The 19910-nt window shown below is 47.5% G+C and carries 17 protein-coding genes; 7 read left to right on the forward strand and 10 right to left on the reverse strand.

The genetic code is table 11. The features are described 5' to 3' along the window. From EHQ17_RS02780 to hisD, 6 genes are read right to left on the reverse strand one after another with little or no spacing between them, the layout of a single operon-like run. Positions 1–2985: an LPS-assembly protein LptD gene (locus EHQ17_RS02780; RefSeq protein WP_135595492.1), complete on the reverse strand. Its 2985-nt coding sequence runs from the start codon at positions 2983–2985 to the stop codon at positions 1–3. A gap of 39 nt (positions 2986–3024) precedes the next feature. Continuing rightward, positions 3025–3873, reverse strand: coding sequence for an undecaprenyl-diphosphate phosphatase (locus tag EHQ17_RS02785; protein ID WP_135595491.1), 849 nt, complete (start codon positions 3871–3873; stop codon positions 3025–3027). Positions 3874–3878: 5 nt separating this feature from the next. Next, complete coding sequence (locus EHQ17_RS02790) at positions 3879–4604, reverse strand: lipoprotein LipL31 (RefSeq protein ID WP_135595490.1); 726 nt, start codon at positions 4602–4604, stop codon at positions 3879–3881. Positions 4605–4652: 48 nt separating this feature from the next. Beyond that, positions 4653–8138: a transcription-repair coupling factor gene (gene mfd / locus EHQ17_RS02795; RefSeq protein WP_135595489.1), complete on the reverse strand. Its 3486-nt coding sequence runs from the start codon at positions 8136–8138 to the stop codon at positions 4653–4655. Next, entirely contained in the window at positions 8135–8989 is an 855-nt protein-coding gene (panC, locus tag EHQ17_RS02800; protein ID WP_135595488.1) for a pantoate--beta-alanine ligase, read from the reverse strand. Before panC ends, mfd begins: the two co-directional genes overlap by 4 nt. Positions 8990–9004: 15 nt before the next feature. Continuing rightward, entirely contained in the window at positions 9005–10285 is a 1281-nt protein-coding gene (gene hisD, locus EHQ17_RS02805; protein WP_135595507.1) for a histidinol dehydrogenase, read from the reverse strand. Between the two features lie 97 nt (positions 10286–10382). On the opposite strand from hisD, the gene EHQ17_RS02810 reads away from it, so the two are divergent. Beyond that, complete coding sequence (locus EHQ17_RS02810; protein ID WP_135595487.1) at positions 10383–11144, forward strand: exodeoxyribonuclease III; 762 nt, start codon at positions 10383–10385, stop codon at positions 11142–11144. Between the two features lie 124 nt (positions 11145–11268). Here the strand turns inward: EHQ17_RS02810 and EHQ17_RS02815 are convergent, their stop codons facing one another. Continuing rightward, positions 11269–11523, reverse strand: a complete 255-nt coding sequence (locus EHQ17_RS02815) for a hypothetical protein (protein WP_135595486.1) — start codon at positions 11521–11523, stop codon at positions 11269–11271. A gap of 570 nt (positions 11524–12093) precedes the next feature. Continuing rightward, entirely contained in the window at positions 12094–12495 is a 402-nt protein-coding gene (locus tag EHQ17_RS02820) for a hypothetical protein (protein ID WP_135595485.1), read from the reverse strand. Positions 12496–12778: 283 nt separating this feature from the next. Between EHQ17_RS02820 and EHQ17_RS02825 the strand changes: the two genes are divergently transcribed. Beyond that, positions 12779–13891, forward strand: a complete 1113-nt coding sequence (locus tag EHQ17_RS02825) for an AraC family transcriptional regulator (protein ID WP_135595484.1) — start codon at positions 12779–12781, stop codon at positions 13889–13891. Positions 13892–13988: 97 nt separating this feature from the next. Continuing rightward, complete coding sequence (locus EHQ17_RS02830; protein ID WP_135595483.1) at positions 13989–14849, forward strand: sterol desaturase family protein; 861 nt, start codon at positions 13989–13991, stop codon at positions 14847–14849. A 72-nt stretch (positions 14850–14921) separates the two neighbouring features. On the opposite strand, the gene EHQ17_RS02835 is transcribed toward EHQ17_RS02830, so the two are convergent. Continuing rightward, entirely contained in the window at positions 14922–15821 is a 900-nt protein-coding gene (locus EHQ17_RS02835) for an alpha/beta fold hydrolase (protein ID WP_135595482.1), read from the reverse strand. Between the two features lie 190 nt (positions 15822–16011). On the opposite strand from EHQ17_RS02835, the gene EHQ17_RS02840 reads away from it, so the two are divergent. Next, complete coding sequence (locus EHQ17_RS02840) at positions 16012–17391, forward strand: glycerate kinase type-2 family protein (RefSeq protein WP_135595481.1); 1380 nt, start codon at positions 16012–16014, stop codon at positions 17389–17391. A gap of 5 nt (positions 17392–17396) precedes the next feature. Here the strand turns inward: EHQ17_RS02840 and EHQ17_RS02845 are convergent, their stop codons facing one another. Then, a complete protein-coding gene (locus EHQ17_RS02845) occupies positions 17397–18389 on the reverse strand; it encodes a GGDEF domain-containing response regulator (RefSeq protein WP_135595480.1) in 993 nt (330 codons plus the stop codon). Between the two features lie 135 nt (positions 18390–18524). Here EHQ17_RS02845 and EHQ17_RS02850 point away from each other — a divergent pair, with 135 nt between their 5' ends. From EHQ17_RS02850 to EHQ17_RS02860, 3 genes are read left to right on the forward strand one after another with little or no spacing between them, the layout of a single operon-like run. Then, a complete protein-coding gene (locus EHQ17_RS02850; protein ID WP_135595479.1) occupies positions 18525–18935 on the forward strand; it encodes a hypothetical protein in 411 nt (136 codons plus the stop codon). A gap of 60 nt (positions 18936–18995) precedes the next feature. After that, positions 18996–19472 (forward strand): four-helix bundle copper-binding protein, encoded by a 477-nt coding sequence (locus EHQ17_RS02855; protein ID WP_135595478.1) that lies wholly within the window; start codon positions 18996–18998, stop codon positions 19470–19472. 4 nt (positions 19473–19476) lie between these two features. Then, complete coding sequence (locus tag EHQ17_RS02860) at positions 19477–19908, forward strand: LIC13259/LIC11441 family protein (RefSeq protein WP_135595477.1); 432 nt, start codon at positions 19477–19479, stop codon at positions 19906–19908. Positions 19909–19910 lie beyond the last annotated feature (2 nt).

The raw sequence follows: 19910 nt of genomic DNA on the forward strand, positions 1-19910 counted from the left end.
TCAAGGATTCTCCGAATTGATTTCGGCCCTGTCCCCGGCTTGAAACGGTCGTTTTCGGAAACGAAACAAACGGACCCTCGTCAACTCGGAGGAATCCTGTTGTCCCAGGCTGAAGTCCGTGATCGAAATGGAAAAGAAAATCGACTGATCGTAAAAGGAAACTAACCCGTCCGTTCGTCCGCCGGGAACCGCACGCAGATCCATACTGTAACCGAGTCTAAAGTTGGCGGTATGAAGATTGTATTTGATCGTTCCCATAAAACGATTTATGTTTAGCGCAGTGTTTTGTCTCGCACCGTTTCCGTTTACTCCCGTCCCGTCTATCAAATCCCTTTGTAAGGTCGTTCGTTCCAGATTGATCGTGGACGCCGTCATCGTAGGATCGTTTCCGAAATAGTAGGAGTCGTATGTGTTCCCGACCTGATTGGTATATCTCCACGGTTGACTCACCCTGGAATCCAACTCCGCCTCTATGCCTAGATGTCTCGTAAAATCTATATTCGCTTTTACGAATATACGATATCCGTCCAAAATGGGGCTGTTATACACGTGATACCAGGTTCCTCCGAGCTCCAATTCCCGGATCAAACGTACGAAAGGAAGGGTAAATCCTCCCATCTTGTAGGACATGGTCAAGCTGTTGGACAACGGTTTCGCTTTGGGAGTATGATGAACGTAATCGTTGTTCAAAAAAAGTCCCGAATAAAAGCTGCGTTTCTTTTCGAGCAAAGAGGCGCGTTTCGGACGGAAGCCGTCCAAAAAATCGAAATAACCGGAAAAACGAGCCACGGTAAAATACCAACGCTCCGAGTCGGTCGGTTGCGGTTTGTATTCCGGAGAAAACGTGCGAAGGTCTCGGATCGTACGAATGGAAATTTCGAAATTCTCCAACGCGTAACTTTCCAAGGAAACTTCCAACTCGTGTTGTCTCGTTTTGGCGAGAACCGGATCCTGCAATTCGGGTTTGTACGCTTCCAACTTCCGGTAAGTCGCGTTAAAAAACAACAAAGGAACTCCGATCCTAAGATTGGAGGATGTGCGGAGATATTCGTAGGATTCCCTCGCCAACAAACGTTCCAACGAAGTGAACGAACTGTCCGTAACTCCGGTAACTGCCGCGGTATTCCTACTCGTAGCGGATTGTTTTTTAGCCCCAAAATACACGTTAGGCGTCACCGTAATATAACTTCCAAGATTCAGAGCGGTACGCAGACCCGATTCCCCCTGGGTGAAATACTGGGTTCTCAAAACGTTGTCCTTGTAGTTTCCGTACGGATCCTGATAATTTCCGTCGAGCGTGGGAACCGCCAGATTCTCGCGGGTAGGAACCCCGTAATAACGCAAAATCGTATTCGTCAAAAACACGTCCCAATAAACGGCCGAATTAAAATACGGAAGCCTTCCCACTTCGGAGGAATTACGTATGGTGGTCGTAGGTAAAACGTCCACGATGGGAAAATAGCCGGACTTGCCCGCGGGAGAAAGGATATAATACAGGAGATTCCGTTTCATCCCTACGTTGATGGATAAGTCTCCTCGATTTTCCGTATAATCGAATTTCCATTCCAAAGTGTTTCGGATGAAACCCAGACGTACGTTCCTCGCGGTGTATAAGGATTGAAGAGTGTTAGCGGGTTCGTATCGGTTTCCGTACTCGTATTCGTAAAGACGGTTCGTATAATTTTCGTATTGAAAGCTGATATTTCGGGTAACGTCTTTCTCGGTGTTGTTCGTTTTGGAATTCAAAAGAATCCTACCCTTCCACCAAGGTTCCGTGTCGGTTCCGATATTACGATACGGACTGTTCGGATCCGAAGAAAACAGAGGTCCCTTATCGACTTGGTTGGACACGGCCGTGGTTCCGATGCCGAAACTTTTAAACCTATCCTCGTAAGCAGCGGAAATCTCGTAGTTCCTGTGGTTGGCGTATCCGATATCGATCAGATAATTCAAAGCGGGGCTTTGTTTCCACATCTCGAGAGAGAAGGCTTGACCCGTTTTTTCGTAAAAATCAGCGCGAAATTTATATCCCATCGGCGCGAAAGAATACGTAGGCATGACGGACCACTGATACGAGTTCTGCATAAACAGACCTTGCGTATTGTTCTTACCCGCTTGTGTGATCCATCCGTTACCTAAATTGCTGTTGTACAAAAAAGGAAGCCACAAAACAGTAGTACCACCGACCTGATAACGCACGTTAGTTGCCATTACGGTCTTATCTTCGTATATGTAGAGTTTGTTTACCTTAAAGGAATAATGCGGTTTTTCGGCGTTGCAGATCGTAAAGTAACCCATCTCGAGCGCATAACGTTTGTCGTCCAATTTTTTGAGTTTTTCGCCGATAAAGTGTGCGGGGGCAAACGTACCTTTGGTTTTGTACACAACCCCTTTTTCCAAACGAAAATCGTAGATGAATTTATCCCCCTCCACGACCGCTCGCCCGTCCTTATAGACGATGCCGCCTTCCGCGTAGATTTCCTGCCGTTCGCTGTCCACGGTGATCGTCTCCGCTTCGATCGAACCCGAACGAAGTTTCAAACGAACCCTTCCCCGCAAAACGAGAACACCCGATTTATTCTTATCCACCTGCAGAAGTTCCCCTTCCGAAGCGTTTTCAATGGAGATCGGCAATGCCTTTTTTTGTTGCGGCAACTGAGCGAGAGGATTTTCGGAAACCGGGACCTGATCTTCCAAGGCGGCGCGGAGACGTTTTCTTCTACTAAAAAGGGAACCGTCCCGGGAAAGACCTAAGGATTGTAAAAGATCGTCCACTTCCCGATCCGGAAGAGTGTCGATGGATTTTCCCAAAAGACGATTTTTGGCGCGCAACAAAGCGAGTTTTTTATCCTCTCCCGGGGAAGAAGACAAGCTCTGATCCGCGGCTCCGCCCGTAATCATACGAAGCATCTGTTCCTCTGTTTGCGCGAACGCGGGAAACCCGAAAAACAAAAAGGCTAAAATCAGAATTAAACGGAGATACATTCCGGTACCGGTGTCAGATTATTCCCGCGAATTGGATTTTCATCTAATAAATTTAGTGAAAACGAGAACCCCGACCCCCAATAAGATTCTATAAATTCCGAATATGGAAAAGGAATGCCTCTGCACGTATTTCAAAAACCAGCGTATGACCAAAATACAAAGAAGAAAAGAAATCAAAAAACCGAACAACAAAACCGGAATTGTATCTCCGTTCAAAATGGATCTGTATTTATAAAGTTTGTAGAATCCGGCGGCCAACAAAACGGGAACCGCAAGAAAAAAGGAAAACTCCGCGCTACTCTTTGCGTCCTTTCCCAAAAACCGCGCGGTGATGATCGTCGCCGCGGATCGGGAAACGCCCGGAATCAAAGCGACACACTGAAAGATTCCGATCCAAACCGCGTCCGAAAAAGCGATCGGCTCTCGAGGAGCCGCGCCTCCTTTCTTTCGAAAAAAACGTTCTGCGAGAAGAATCAAAACTCCCCCGAAAATCCAAGCTCCCGCCAAAATATCCAAAAGGTCCGGTCTGGCTTTGATCGTGTCCAGAAAACGTTTCGCGAGAAAACCCGCCGCCAAAATCGGCAAAGCTCCGATCCCGATTTTGAGAACGAAATGAAATCCGACCGATTCCTTCTGCTGTCCGACCAAATATCGATACGAGGAGACTAGATGGGAACGAAAGGTTTCACGATACAAAAATAATACGGAAAGAATCGCGCCGCTTTGGATGAAAATATCAAAAAGATCGTCGAACTCGATTCCGAAATTCTCTCCGGAAAACGGAAAAAACGAACTGAACAGAAACAGGTGCCCCGTCGAGGACACCGGAAGAAATTCGGTGATCGCCTCAATGATACTTCTCAGAAAGGCGTTCAGGTAATGGTTCAAGGAAGTTACTGTCCGGGAGTTTTTGGGGCTTCCGTTTTAGGAGCTTCGGGAGAAGCCGGAGCTTCTTTGGTATCGGAAGAAGACGTTCCGGATTTTTTCTTTAAGAATGCGTCCAGATCGAACTTGTCGTTGTGTTTAATGGAAACCTGTTCTTTGATTCTTTCCAAAACCTTCGGAAGAATTTCCTGAGACTTGTCCTTTTTCAACTTCGCCCTTGCGAAAAGAATACAACGGTCGATCGGAAGAGAACCGATCTGCGGTTCTTTGGAACGGAGTTTCTGACATTCCTCCATCGCCTCTTCTTCCGAAATTTTGATCTTACTTTCCACGAGATGCATCACGTAGAGTTGGGAAACGATCTGCATTTCCTGAAACTTCAGAATTTTTTTGATATCGTCGCGTTTGGTGAATCCGTCTTTTTCCGCCGCGATCGTAGTGATCATCATATCTCTGTATTGGTCGTAAAAATTCTTTTTTTGAAACTGATAGTTGAGAGCTCTCATCTGTTCCGGAACTTCCGCGATGTCCTTCGAGATGAATTCGAGAAGATTTTCCTTTTCGATATTCTGAACCCGACTCATGGCGTCGATCGCCACGTTATAAGTATCTTCAAAACTATTCACTGTGATTTTATTGCCGTCGAGTGTTTCGATGACTTCGGAGTTGTCTCCGCAACCCGCCAAAAACGCGGCGATGAGTGTTACAAAAATGAGAATACTGTTTTTTTTCATCGGACTTAAGGTTCCTGGTGCATAGGATAGGATTCGGCGTTTGGTCGTCTATACTTTTTTGGAAGGAAGCATTTCGGAAAGAAGGAAGATGAGAGTGTCCAACGTTTCCTTTTCCGATTTTTTTCCTGTTTGAAAAATAAGCACGTTCGGTTCCCTCGGATTGATCGTAAGACCGAGCCTAGCGGAAATAAGATGAATGATTTTTTCGTTGTCTCCTCGGAAATAAGAGCCTGACTTCAATTTGATTTCGTCCTTCATCGCGGCGACGGATTCGAAACCTAAATTGGATGCGAGGGTTCTGATTTTTTCCAGAAGAACGAACGTCTTCGCGTCTGCGGGAGGTTCGCCGAAACGATCTCTCATCTCCGTAAGAACCTCCTCGATCTCTTCGAGATCCCGAGCGCCTTCGAACTTTTTGTAAAATTCTATCTTTTGTCTCGTATCTGGAATGTATGTTTCCGGAATAAAGAAGTTCGTATTCAGCGTTACGGAAGTTCTCACCTCCACGGCGACTTCTTCACCTTTGATCCTGGAAATCGCGTCTTCGAGCATACGCACATACAGATCGAATCCGACTTCCATGATATCTCCGGATTGTTCCTTACCGAGCAGATTTCCAGCGCCCCGTATCTCCAAATCCCGCATCGCAACCTTAAACCCCGAACCTAATTCCTGATATTCGTAGATCGTGTTCAGACGTTTTTCAGCTTGTTCCGTAACGACTCTGTCCTTGGGAAGAAGCAGATAGGCGAACGCCTTACGATCGCTTCTACCCACCCTTCCCCGAATCTGATAGAGTTGCGAAAGACCGAAAAGATCGGCGCGTTTTACGAACAGAGTATTGACATTGGGCATATCGATTCCGGATTCGATGATCGTCGTTGTGACGAGAATATCGTATTTGCGGTTGTAAAAATCGAGGAGAGTTTCCTCGATTTCATCCTCGGTCATCTGGCCGTGTAAGACGCCGATCGACGCCTCGGGCACTATATCTCCGAGATACTTGGTTTCCTGTTCGATCGTTTCGACTCGGTTATAAAGATAAAAAACCTGACCGTCTCGTTTGATTTCGTTACGGATCGCGTCCGCGATCAAGTCCTCATCCTCCTCCAAAACGTAGGTTTCCACCGACTGACGGTTCTTAGGCGGAGTGGCGATGATGGAAAGCTCCCGGATTCCAGTGAGCGCCATGTGAAGTGTTCTGGGAATCGGCGTGGCGGTTAACGTAAGCACGTCCACGAGGTTCTTGAACTTTTTGATCGCCTCCTTGTGGTTCACGCCGAACCTCTGTTCCTCGTCGATGACGAGAAGGCCCAGATTTTTCGGTTTGAGTTTGGAGGAAAGAATCGCGTGAGTTCCCACCACCATATCTATTTTACCGAAGGAAAAATCCTCGAGTATCTTTCTGGTTTCGGCCGCGGTTTTAAAACGGGAAACCAACTCAACGCGGAGCGGATAATTTTCGAAACGGCTTTTAAACGTATTATAATGTTGTAATGCTAAAATCGTCGTAGGCGCGAGCATCATGATCTGACGACCTGCCATCGCCACTTTAAACGCCGCGCGGATGGCTACTTCGGTTTTTCCGTAACCTACGTCCCCGCATACGAGTCGGTCCATGGGACGCGGGGATTCCAGATCCCGTTTTACCGCTTCGATGGCCTCGATCTGGTCCGGTGTTTCCTCGAACTCGAATTCGGCTTCGAATTCCTCTTGATACACTGTATCCGGAGGAAAAGCGTATCCTTGTAGTTTCATACGATTGGAATACATCTGCACGAGATCCTCGGCAAGAGCCTCCACCGCTTTTTGAACCCGGTCCTTCGTCTTTTTCCAGGTGCTTTTTCCTAAACTATCGAGACGAGGAGATTCGGTGCCGCCTATGTATCTCTGAACCAAAGAGATCTGATCCAAAGGAACGAAAAGCGAATCGCCTCCCGCATATTCCAATTTCAGAAAGTCCCGCTCTTTCCCCCCCGCATTGGTACGCTCTATCTTGAGAAACTTACCGACCCCGTGGTGTATATGCACCACGTAATCCCCTTCCTTGAGATCGATAAAACTCTGGAGCGCTTTGCTGTTCTGTTTTTTAAAACGGGTTTTCCGTTTGTATTCCCTTCCGAAGATGTCGTTTTCGGAAAGAACGAGGATTTTTTCGTCTTCGTGTATGAAGCCGTTTCTGAGTTCGGAAAGTACTAAAAACGCGTCCTTTTTCTGATCCGTTATGCGAAACGGCTGAGGTTCGGCGGCTTCTTCGTTTAACAAAACGATGCCTTCCTTTTCGAAAAGGCTCTGCAGACGTTTGGTCTGCGCTTCGAAGGAGGAGGTCAATACGATCTTCCAACCTCCCTCCGCGCGCAGTTCCGCGATTTTTTCACGGACCTCTCGGATTTTTCCCTTAAACCCTGGCGCCTCTTTGAGCGAGGAAACCGGATCGTTTCCGTTTCGGGGCGGTAGACCGAAAAACGAAATTCCTGCGAGATCCGAAACCGCCGAATATTCCGATCCGAACGAAAGCAGCTTCTCCGGAGGAGCACAAAGGATTTCCCGGGACCGTTTTTCATACAAGGAAGCGTATTCCCTCTCCAGGTGGACCAAACGTTCCCGGACCGCGTTGGGAGAAGGAAACAGAAGTGTCGGAGGTTTCGGAAAGTAGGAAAGAATCCCTGCGTTTTCCCGCACAAGAGGGATCAGCTCCTCGTAATAAACCCCGTAGTTAAAATCGGGAATTTCGGGAAGATGAAGACCGGAATCCGCAGACTTTAGAATATTCTGATATTCTTTTTTTTGTTCGTCCGAAAGAACGTATTCGTCCGCGGGAAGTATAAGTGCGTTTTCCAGATCCTGGATCGATCGTTGTGTGTCCGAATCGAAGGTGCGGATGGATTCGATCTCCTCTCCGAAAAGATCGATTCGGATCGGCTCGGGTGAATTGGAGGAATATACGTCCAAAATTCCACCTTTTAAGCTGAACTCTCCGAAGGTCTCGCATACGTCCGTACGTTTGTATCCCAGATCGATCAAACGAATGAGTAGGGATTCGAGATCGATTTCCGTTCCCTTTTCCAGAACGATCCCTGTACCTTGCAGGGTTTTTGCGGGAGGAAGCGTTTTTAAAAAACCGGAAACGCTCGTAAAGATCAAGGCGGGTTCTCCGCTTAAAATCCTTGCGATCGCCTTGATTCGTTCGCGTTTCATTTCTGCGGGATAACGCATGTATTCGTAGGGTAAAACTTCCTGCCCCGGAAAAAAAACCAGATCGGCGCCCGGGAGAAAACTGAGCGCCTCTCGATACAAAAACTCTGCGGCGGTATTGTTCTCCGAAATCACAAGGACCGGCCCGTTCCATTTTTGGAAGAAAGAGGAGGCTAAAACGGCATGACTTCCCGGTACGACGGAATAAATCTCCGCGGTCAAAGACGGATCGATCTTCGTTTTGGTGGAAGTTTCCGAACGCGAAGTCGTTTTGGTTCCGCGCGATCGTTGCAGAGACGAAAATAGTTCGTCGCCCAAAACGCGGATCAACTCTTTCATTCGGAAACTCTCATCGTAAGGTTGTCGATCAAACGGACCGAACCCAAAAACGCGGCCACCGCGAGCAGAAGGTTTCCGCTCAAGGACTCGGGAGCTTCCAAAGTATCCGCATTCAAAACTTCTAAATAATCCAGACGGAGTTTCGAAGAGGAATCCAGAACGTCCTTCATGATTTCACGCACCAGGATCGGATCCCGATTGCCGGAACGGATCTGCGATTCTCCCAGACGAAGCGCCCTGGAAATCAAAAGCGCTTCCTCCTTTTCGGACTCGCTCAAACGCGCGTTCCTGGAACTGAGCGCCAAACCTTCCGGAGAACGTACGGTCTCGCAGCCGATCACTTCCACCGGAAATCCGAGCGACTTACAAAATTCCCGAATCAAAAGATATTGTTGATAATCCTTCTTTCCGAAAAAGGCGAGGTCGGGCTCGACGAAATGAAAAAGCCTGGAAATAACGAGCAACACTCCCTCGAAGTGCCCCGGACGCGAGGTCGCGCACAGATTCCGCATAAGATGAGGAATTTGTAATACTACTTCCGGAATCCCGCCCGGATACATCGTTTCGCGATCGGGCAAAAACACAAGATCCACTTCCTTCGAACGACATACTTCCAGATCCGATTCCGTATCGACCGGATATTTGGCGTAGTCTTCCGGATCGTTGAACTGGGCGGGATTGACGAAAATCGAAACGACCGTTTTATCCGACTCCGAGACGGAACGTCGAAAAAGATCCGCGTGTCCTTCGTGCAGAAATCCCATCGTCGGAACAAATCCGATCCGTTTACCTTCGGACTTCCAGTTTCGGATCCGGGAATTCGTTTCTTCGGGTGTTCTACAAATAATCATAAAGTTTGAATATTCTTACGTTCTAATTTTTACGGAAGTGCCGTGTTCTTCGTCCAAACCTTCGAACTCGGAAAGGGCCTTCACGTGAGGATACAATTCGGAAAGGGAATTTTGCGAAACCTCCTGCCAAGTTATACGTTTTAAAAACGTTCCTACCCCGAGCGAGGAATAAATCCGGGCGGCTCCCGCGGTGGGAAGTATATGATTGGTTCCGCTGATATAATCCCCCATGGCCACCGGCGAATAATTCCCCAAAAACACCGAGCCGGCGTGTCGGATTTTTTTCAGATCCTCGCGAAAGTTTTTGGTCTGAATTTCCAGGTGTTCGGGGGCGAAACGGTTCGAAAACGTAAAACAATCTTCTAAATTAGGAAATACGAATATTCTTCCGTGATCCTCGATCGATTTTCGTTTCATCTCGCCTCGTTTGGGCCGTTCCGAAAGTGCCTTTTCCACTTCGGCCGCGACCGACTCCGCAAAGGAAAAGGAATCGGTACAAAGAATGGCCACGGAGTCCTCGCCGTGTTCCGCCTGGGAAAGCAGATCCGCCGCGACCCAAACCGGATTTGCGGAATCGTCAGCGATCACGAGAACTTCGCTCGGACCGGCCGGGCTGTCGATTCCGATCACACCCAAACCGCTGAGATACACCTTGGCCGCGGTCACGAATTTATTTCCGGGGCCGATCACGAATTCGGAAGCGGGAATCGTTTCGGTTCCGTAAGAAACCGCAGCGATACCTTGTGCGCCTCCTGCGAGAATGATCCGATCCGCTCCGGCGATTTGTGCCGCCGCGATAAGACCGTCGGGCAAACCTCCTTTTTGCGGAGGAGTGACGATTTGAACGTTTTCGACTCCCGCCAAACGCGCAGGAATCACACCCATCAAAATCGTGGAAGGATACAACGCCTTGCCGCCCGGAGCGTAAACGGAAACCGATTCGACGGGAGTGTGGCGAATCCCCAGACGGTTACCGTGGATAAGAATTTCCCGATCTTCGGGAATTTGAATTTGATGAAACGTTCGGATATTGTCCGCCGCTTTCCGCAGCGCGGCTTCGAGATCGGAATCGATTTTAGGACGCAGGTCTTTCAAATCCACCACGAACGAATCGGGAGTTTCCCCGTCGAACCTGCGAGTGTATTCCCGCAAAGCGGAATCCCCTTTTTTTTCCACGTCCTCGATGATCGGACGAACCAGACTCGATGTAGAACTTAAATCCTCTCTGGCTCGTTGGAGAACGGGATCGAGAACGTCCCGATCCTTGAGATCGACTTTTAAAATACGGATCGTCATCAAAAACCAGAATTTAAGAAAGAACTCTTCCTGCATCTGAAATTTACGGGAAAAAAACAATTGCTTCCTTCGGAAATCGAAACAATCTACCACAGACATGAAACTGATTTCCTTAAATTGTAACGGAATCCGGTCTTCCTTGGAAAAAGGTTTGGCGGAATACATACGCGAAAACGAACCCGACTTCGTATGCTTTCAGGAAACCAAGGCGACGATGGATCAGGTTTCTCCGTTTTGGGAAGAATCGGGTTACACCGCGGTCTTTCACAGCGCCGAAAAAAAAGGGTACAGCGGAGTGGCGATCCTTTATAAAAAACCGCCTCAGAGGACCACATTGGGAATCGGCGATCCCTTGTTCGATCGGGAAGGGAGAAGTATCTTTCTGGAATACCCGGACTTTGCACTTTGGAATTTATACTTTCCCTCGGGAACCACGGGGGACGTACGGCAAGCGGCGAAGATGAAATTTCTGGATTTGTTTTTGAAGGAATCCGAAAAAAGGAGAAAAAAACATCCCAACCTAATCGTATGCGGGGACGTAAACATAGCGCACACTCCGCAGGACATCCACGATCCGAAGGGCAACGCCAAAAGTAGCGGATTTCTACCCGAAGAGCGGGAATGGCTGAGCGGATTTTTGGAAAAAGGATGGGTGGATACGTTCCGTTATCTACATCCTGAAAAACAGGAATATTCCTGGTGGACCTTTCGTGCGGGCGCGCGCGCCAAAAACAAGGGTTGGAGAATCGATTACTTCTTCGTAACCGAAGCGCTTCGTAAAAACGTAAAGGCCCATTCCATCTATCGCGACAAACCCTTTTCCGATCACGCTCCTCTTCTTTTGGAACTAAAACTCTAATTCCCCGGGAGCCGAAACGCAGAAACGGCGAATGGCTCGGAACCGAACGAAAGAAAACCAGGAACCGGAGTTTCGTAGGAAACGAACGAAACGTTCCGATCGGAAGAATTTAGAAAGATACGAATTATCTACGACGACCCGGGCGGTCCTTCGTTCGATCCAAATGTGTCTTACATTCCGGAGAAAGTTGTGCTTCATTCTTCAAAAGACAATCTCTCATCGCTCCTCTGCTTCGATCCACGTCTTTGCAGAATTTTTCCCGATCTGCAAAACAGGGTTTTCCTTTTTGATTCCAAGAAGGAGTTCCTCTCCCATTTCCTTGGGCGGAAATTCCCCCAACGAAAAAAAAGAAAAACCCGAATACAAACAATCGTTTCATACAATTCTCCTGAATTAAATCTCGCGCACCGACCGAAGTCCTCTCTTCTCCTAAAGTCGCCTTTCTCGGAAACGATTTCGAATCGAGAAGATAGATTCAGGAAGCAGGTTCGTCAGAAAAGAAATCGAAAGGAAACTTGAGGACAACTTCTCGCTCATAGAATGGAGGAAAAAATGAAGAATGTCAAATGGGAATCCAAAGCGGAAACGGAAATCGAACTTGAGAATTATCAAAGAAAAAATTCGACTCGTAGGAGTTCCTTCGTAGGAGTTACTTTGTAGGAATTACTTCGTAGGAGTTACTTTGTAGGAATTACTTCGTAGGAGTTACTTTGTAGGAATTACTTCGTAGGAGTTACTTTGTAGGAATTACTTCGTAGGAGTTACTTTGTAGGAATTACTTCGTAGGAGTTACTTTGTAGGAATTACTTCGTAGGAGTTACTTTGTAGGAATTACTTCGTAGGAGTTACTACGAATCAAAAATTCGCAAATGCAACAAGCATGTTTGAAAAACAAAAAGGGACGCTTTGTGTTGCGTCCCTTGGTACAGAATGATTTTCGTCCGTTTCGTTATCCGGCTTTTTTCGGAAATTCGGGAAGTTTCCAATCCTTGAGATCGAGCGGAAGTTTCGGTAGGAATTTTTTGATCAGAGTGATCGCATCCGATTCGAACAAAAGAACGTTGTCCGTAATTCTTTCTTGTGATTTGGAACGGACGATCTTTTTTTCGGTGATCGTTCCGTGAAGCAGAATCGGTTCCTTCCAAAACGGAATTTTAATTTCCAAAGTGGCGGCTTCCCCGACCGAATCGGAATTGAACCGTTCCAGATTCAAACTCATCGAAGTCCCTTCCCAGCCTCCGATTTCGGCGGAGTAATTTCCGGTCTTACTATGAACTTCTAAAGGTACGCGTACCGATTTTACGGATTCCTTAACAGAATCTTTCCAATCTTCGATCATTTTTTCGAGCATTTCGCGCCTCCCCAGTAAGGAGAAAAGAACAGTATTTTGTCCCATAGGTATCTTCTAATTCGACGTAGTGCAATGCAACAACAAAACAAATTCTGTTCGTTTTGTTACTTGTCGGTTTGCCTCTTGGATCAAAAAACATTCGAATTCGTTCCTTTTTTCAATATTAGCGCCTTTTTCTCGATTTTGCCGCTTTCCGACGACCGGGAGCTTTGGGATCAAACCGGAGAAAGATTTTGCGTTTCGAAAAAAGGGGCCCGTTTTACAGTCGATTCCCAAGACACGTATGGAAAACGTTTCTCTTCATTCCTTTCTGACCGGATTCATCGGATTTTCAAGCGCTCTTTCCTTGTTGTTCGTTTTGGGGGAAGTTCCGTTGGCGTTTCAAAATCGAAGAAACAGAACCCTTTTGTTTCTATTCCTGGGAGTTTTTCTGTTCCAGGGGCACGCGTATCTGCTTCTTTCCCAGGAAATCCGTCGTTTTCCCCACGTTTATATCATCCATCTTCCCGTAGCGATTTTGTTCGGTCCTTTGTTACGCTCATACATTTCCTTTCTTTGGGAAGAGGAAGACTCGATTCCGTTCATCCGATGGTATGACTGGATTCCTTTTTGCGGAATTTTATTGTTACTCGGTCCGTTTTATCTTTCCTCCGCGGAGGAAAAGTTGCGCTGTTTGGATACGGCACAACAGGGAAATTTTCCCTGGGATCTGCGACTAGGAATCGCGGGAATGTCCCTCACCCTTCTCCTCTATCTCGCGCACATTCTCTGGAATCTCGTCCATCGGGTCCGTTGGACTACGATCCGGGACAAACCGGAATTGCGTATGATCCTTTCGATTTTGTTCGTAACGGGCGCTTCTTCTTTTTTAGGTCTGTCCGGAAGTATCCAGCAGATCAGTTTGAGCCGGTTGGAACTTTCTTCCGCGTTGATCGCTGTTTTACTCTGCGCTTTGTATGTGATTCGTCAAAGCCATCCCGAAATTTTCAGCGCGGTCAAACGAATCGTAGAAGAGGAAAAAAAATACAAAAACACCCAGCTCAAATCGGTGGATCTCGATCGTTTGGAGAATAAGCTAAATAACCTTTTCGAAGAGAAAAAAATTTACAAAGAGGAGAATTTGGGGCTGGCTCGACTTTCGGAGGAATTGGGAATTTCCCCGCACCAACTTTCCGAATATCTCAACCTTCATCTCAAAAAGAATTTTTTTCAATTGGTCAACGGATATCGAATTCGTGAAGCGAAACGACTTCTCCTTCATTCCCCGGAAACGACGGTGTTATCCATAGCCTACGAAGTCGGTTTTCAATCCAAATCCTCCTTTAACGATTCCTTCCGCAAAGAAGCGGGTTTGAGTCCTACGGAGTTCAGAAAAAAAACACGATCCAAGACCTGATTGATAAGTCCGGACTTTTTTTTACGACCGTTTCGAACCATTCGGACGATCGAAGCCGTAAATAGGATACACTCGAATCGTATTCGAAAGGAGTGATATGAATCCAATTCAATGCGAGTTAGTTCTAGACTGCGTCCAAAAAATCGGACTCTTTCAATTTACGATGAATATCGTGCGGTATTACCCGATCGCGGGTCTTGCTTTTTTATTTTTTTACGTTTGGAAAAAGGAAACGTTTCACCGTTTTCGGATCCAATCGATATATCCGAAAATCGAAAAGGTTAAAAACGAATTCAAACAATCCGCGGTAACTCTATTCGTATTCACGATCATCGCGACCACCAACATAGTTTCCGGGAAGATGGGACTGATTCCCAACAACGTCTATTTCGGGGACTACTCCTCCCACGGTGGAATTCCGTATATGATCCTCTCCTTTTTGTTGATCACAGTCTGGCACGAAACCTGGTTCTATTGGGCGCATCGTTGGATGCATCATAAGAAAGTTTATTCGCGCGTACATTCGGTCCATCATCAATCCGTAAACCCGTCTCCGATCGCAGCGTATCACTTTCATTTTTTTGAGGCCATTTTGGAGGGCGTCTACATCGTGTTTTTCGTGTTGGTCGTTCCGATCCACTTTCACGTCCTTTTATTACACACGGTCTACGCTATGGTGATGAACATTTGGTGGCATCTCGGCTACGAATTTTTACCCAAGTCCTGGGTGCGTCATCCGATTCTCAAATGGGTGAACACTTCCACACATCACAACCTACATCACCAAAAATTCCACGGAAACTACAGCCTCTATTTCAATTTTTGGGATCGGATCATGGGAACCAATTTTCCGTATTACGAGGATTATTTCGAATCCTTGGCGGATAAACGAAACGCGACGGCCGCTATAAAACCGGAAGCCTCGCCGAGCTGGTCCGCGACCGAAGCAGAAGGTTGAAATTTCCTTTTACTCAGCTTACGAACACACTCTACCGCGTTTTTGGGATCAAAAACGCGGCTTTTTGATATATTATCTTTCCTTTATTTTCAAAAATTCTAATATTTCTCCGGCCACGAATTCGGGCGCTTCCAACGGAAGAAAATGCCCCGCTTTAGGAACGACCTTAAACGAAACTCTGGAATAAAATTCGGATTCGAGTCCTTTGTAAACGGCGGGAGAGATACACTGGTCGGTTTCTCCGGCCAAAACCAGGGAAGGAACCGAGATTTTTTTGAAGACGAGTTCCCTACTCGAATTCCAAAGAGCCAAGTTTCCGGGGGTCAAAAGTCCTCTGTAATATCCGAGTGCGGTCGCCAGATGTTCCGTGATCTTAAGATTTTCGGAAACTTCCCTAAACCGATCCTCCGGGATTTTCCAATCCGGGCTCCAGTCCTCCCACAACCTACGCAAAAGGTCGTTTCGTAAAAGCGCAGATTCCGGAATTCCGCTCCTCAACTGAAAGAAAAGTATATACCAGCTACGAACGATCTGCGAAGGATACAACATTAGATTTTTTAGATATGTGGGCAAGGGAGGTACGGACAAGGCGACTAACGTATCAAGACTTCCCGGAGCCAAATTGGCGAACGCGTAAGAGGCGATCGCTCCCCAATCGTGTCCAACTACCGTGGTCGTTTCGGCGTCGTATTTTTGTTTCAGGGAATCCACGACGAATTTCGAATCCCCGGCCAATTCCGCGATGCTCACCGTGGTCGAAAACGGAACGCTCGATCCCGGAGAATAGCCGCGCATATACGGAGCAAAACAGTGAAATCCTTTTTCGGCGAAAAGTTCCATCAGAGATTTCATGGAACCCGCGTCGTCAGGAAAACCGTGAAAGAAAAAGATCAGCCTGTTTCCCTTGCCGCAACTCAGATATCGATGTTCTCTTTCTCCGTTTTTGATGGAATTCGTTTTGATTTCGGACATGAAATTTCCCCTTGAATACCGATTCCGCTCCCGAAACGGAGACGTTTCCTTGGAAAAACGCGAGCGATCCCGGCGGCTTCCCACTTTTCGAATTCGGAATAAATTGTCAAAGTCGAAATGAAACGTAAGAACCTGGATCGACAAAATAGAAAACGCTTCTTTTTTGTCCGAGTCGTTTTTAGATCGCCTCATGCCCCGACTCGAACCGCGGAACGTTCCACAGCCCGATCTCGATTCTCCCGAATCCGTTTTGTATTACGCCGCATCGGTCGCGTTATGCGCTTCTTCCCCCGGTGAATTGGTCCGAAAATTTTTACGCGAACACGATCTCATCGGGAATATCCGACTTCTATCGATCGGAAAAGCGGCGTACTCGATGGCGATCTCCGCATCCGAAATATTAGGAGAACGGATCGAACGCGCTCTGATCGTAACGAAGTACGGACACTGCGGACCTTTGCCGCGAGGTTGGGAGAACGTAGAAGCGGGACATCCGATCCCGGACGAACGAAGTCTGCTCGCCGGAAAAAGGACGGAGGAATTCTGTTCCGATCTGAAATCGGAGGATCTCGTTTTGGTATTGTTGTCCGGAGGAGGTTCTTCCCTTTTGGAAATTCCCGAAGACGGATTGGAACTGGAAGATCTGGTCCGCTGGAATCGGACTTTGTTGGAATGCGGCGCGGACATTTCCGAAATCAATTCCGTACGGATCCTACTTTCTAAGATCAAAGGAGGAGGACTGCTCGAAAAAATCCTTCCCGCAAATTCGGTCACCTTGGTCCTCTCGGACGTATTGGGAGACGACCTTTCCAAGGTGGCATCGGGTCCGATGACTCCCGCAAAACCGGATCGGGATTCCATCTATAGAATATTCAAAAAATATAATTTAATCGCCGACCCTAAAATCGAAAGTTTAATATCGATTCGCGGAAGATCCGAATCCGGAGCGGATCCGAAAGCGGAAAAAAACTCGTCGGAAAATACCGACCAAGGATCCGAACGGATTTTTTCCGAAACGGAAGCCGCGCCGATCTCCGAAAGGAACACGATCCATTGTATCGGAAATCTTTCCCTAGCGTTAGACGCCGTCGTCAAAGACTGGAAATCAAAAAATCTTACCGTATCCGTGTTGACTTCTTCCTTAAACTGCGAAGCCAAGGAAGCCGGCTCGTTTTTAGGATCGATCGCTTTGGAATATTCCCGAAACGCAAAAAAGCCTTCGTTATTTCTTTGCGGAGGAGAAACGATCGTAACACACGACGGCAAAGGAAAGGGAGGAAGAAATCAGGAATTGGCCCTCGCCTTCGCCAAACGGATTCGAGGAGAAACGGGGATTTTTCTTTTGTCCTTGGCCACGGACGGAACCGACGGCCCGACCGACGCGGCGGGAGCGTATGTGGACGGAGAAACCTGGGACAAAATCGGGAGTTCCGCGGATCCGGAAGAATTACTCCGCAAACACGAATCCTACTCCGCTTTAGAAATATCCGATTCGCTTTTGTTCACGGGTCCCACCGGAACCAACGTAAACGACATTCAATTTTTATGGATTACTCCCGGAGAAGGATAAAAATCTCAATCGCCTTGCGGATAAAACCGAAGACAATTCCTTCCTTCTTCTTTGGCGAGATACAACGCCTTATCCGCGCGTTCTATCAATTCGGAAATGGAATTTTCCGGATTAGGACTGAGCGTAGCCATTCCTATACTAACCGTTACGATCGAATCCGTTTTGGAGGCGGAATGGGGAATGGCCAGCTTTTCCACCTTATCCAAAATATTTCTGCTGACGATCACCGCGTTGGATTCGCTCGTTTCCGGAAGAATCACCGCGAATTCCTCCCCACCGTATCTCGCGGCTATATCTCCCGCCCTGCGCGCGCATTCACGAATGGAGGTGGCCACCCGTTTTAGACACTGATCTCCGGCTTGATGACCGTATGTGTCGTTGTAGAGTTTGAAATGATCGATATCTAACATCAATAAGGCGACGCTGTTCCCGGTTCTCCAGCAACGTTTCCATTCAGTCGCCAAAACCTCGTCGAAATATCTACGGTTGTAAAGTCCGGTCAAACCGTCCGTTCTCGCGATCGCGAGCAGATAGGCGTTCACTTCCTGCAGCTGATCGGTGAGTTTTTCCAATTCCTTTTCTCGTTCCTTCCTTCTGTTCATCTCTTCGTTAAGCCGAAGCGCGGAGCGGACTCGAGCCAGAAGTTCGGTCGAATCGAAGGGTTTGACCACGTAGTCGATCGCGCCGGCGTCGAAGGCTTCCTGCAAAACGTTGGATTCCTTAAGCGCGGTGATCATGATCACGGGAATGTCCTTGAGTTCCTCTTTTTCCCGGATCAACTTGAGGATGTCGATCCCCGTGATTCCCGGAAGAAGAATATCCAACAGAATCAGGGAAATTTCTTTCTCTGGAGGTTCCGGAGATTTTAAACTCAACCAGGAAATCACTTCCTCCGGAGATTGACTGACGAACGTTTCCTTATATCCGGACTTACGCAAAATACCCTGCATCAACAAACAATTCTCCTGCGCGTCGTCCAAAATTAAAATGGAATTCATCGATGATCGTTCCTCGTATAATCCGTTGTCGAGTCTGAAAAGGATACAAACCTCTCTTGAAACAGGAAGGAAAGCAAACGAATTTTTTAAAAACTTCTTGCCCGATCCCTTCCGCCGAAAAGTCTAAGAGGAAGAATGAACCGGCAGAGAAAAAGCGTATCGGCTCTTTTGGGAATTTTCGGTCTCGGCACGGCCCTGTTTTGTTTCACGGTTATGCTCTCCGGAGAATCCTGTCCCGCCGTTTCCCGATCGATCTCTTACGCAAACTCAGAGGAACCGCTTCCCCCTTGTCATTCTACGCAAACCTCCTCCGAGACCGACTCAGGTTGCACCGGATGCGACTTAGTATTCTCCGGAGAATCCGTCCAGTTGCAAAACCCGGAATTAAAACCGAGACCCCATTGGATCTTGGGAAGAATCGCGGACGTCTTTTCCGTCACGTTTCCTTTTTCGGACCGGATCGACCTCGGAGAATCCCCGCCTACGGACCGCCTTTTTCAACACCCATCCCTCCTGTTTTTATCCAGTATTCGACTACTGATCTGAGAGAAACGCGCATCCCGCGCTACTTTAAAATCGTCGAATATTATAATTAAGGAATTTATTATGTTAACTAGAAAAGAACTACTTGCAAAATCGGCGGCCGCGTTCGCGCTCGCTTCCGCGGGAAACCTTTTGGCGAAGGAATCCGGTCACAAAAACCACGAAACCGCGAAAAAAAGCGGATCGAACAACGCCCTTTCCGCAGGAAAGAAAGCGGACAGAAAGGTTTTGGAGGCCGCGGCGAAATGTATCGTCAGCGCCGAAATCTGTCTCGCTCATTGCGAAGAAACGCTCGCTTCCGGGGATACGATGCTCGCGGATTGTCTGAAAACGGTAAAGGATACGCTCGCGCTTTGTAAGGCCTTCGTGAGTCTGGGAGCGTCCAATTCTCCGTTCACCAAGGAACTGGCGGCACTTTGTATCAAAGCCTGCGAAGCCTGTGAAAAGGAATGTAGGGTACACGAATCCCATCACGAAATCTGCAAAAACTGCGCGGACGGTTGCAAGGAATGTATCGCAGAACTAAAAAAGGTGGCGTAAACGTATGAGACGGAATCTGATTTTTGCGGGTTTGACTTTGATCCTTTGGACCGGCTTTGCGGAAGCGAAATCCATACTGCCGACGAGACCGGACGTATTGAAGGCTCTGGACCGGATCCATCTTTCCTTTTTCGAGGGAACGAAAGTGGACGCGGAACCTTTGGTAGCCTCCTTACAACAGGAAGTAACAAGGGATAAAACCCTCCTTCCCGCATTTCAGGCGGCGCAAAAACTAACGATCGCTAAAAACGAAACGGATCGTCTAAACGCCTATTCCGAATTGGCAGAATCGCTGAAGGAGTATATTCAAAAAGATGAATCTACCGGAATTCACGTCTTCTACTGCCCGATGGTAAAGAAGAAATGGATCGCGTCGGGGGACAAAATACGAAATCCCTACGATCCCTCCATGAAAGGTTGCGGTAAAAAGATTTAAGA

The organism is Leptospira gomenensis (assembly GCF_004770155.1).
GTDB classification, from domain to species: Bacteria; Spirochaetota; Leptospiria; order Leptospirales; family Leptospiraceae; genus Leptospira; species Leptospira gomenensis.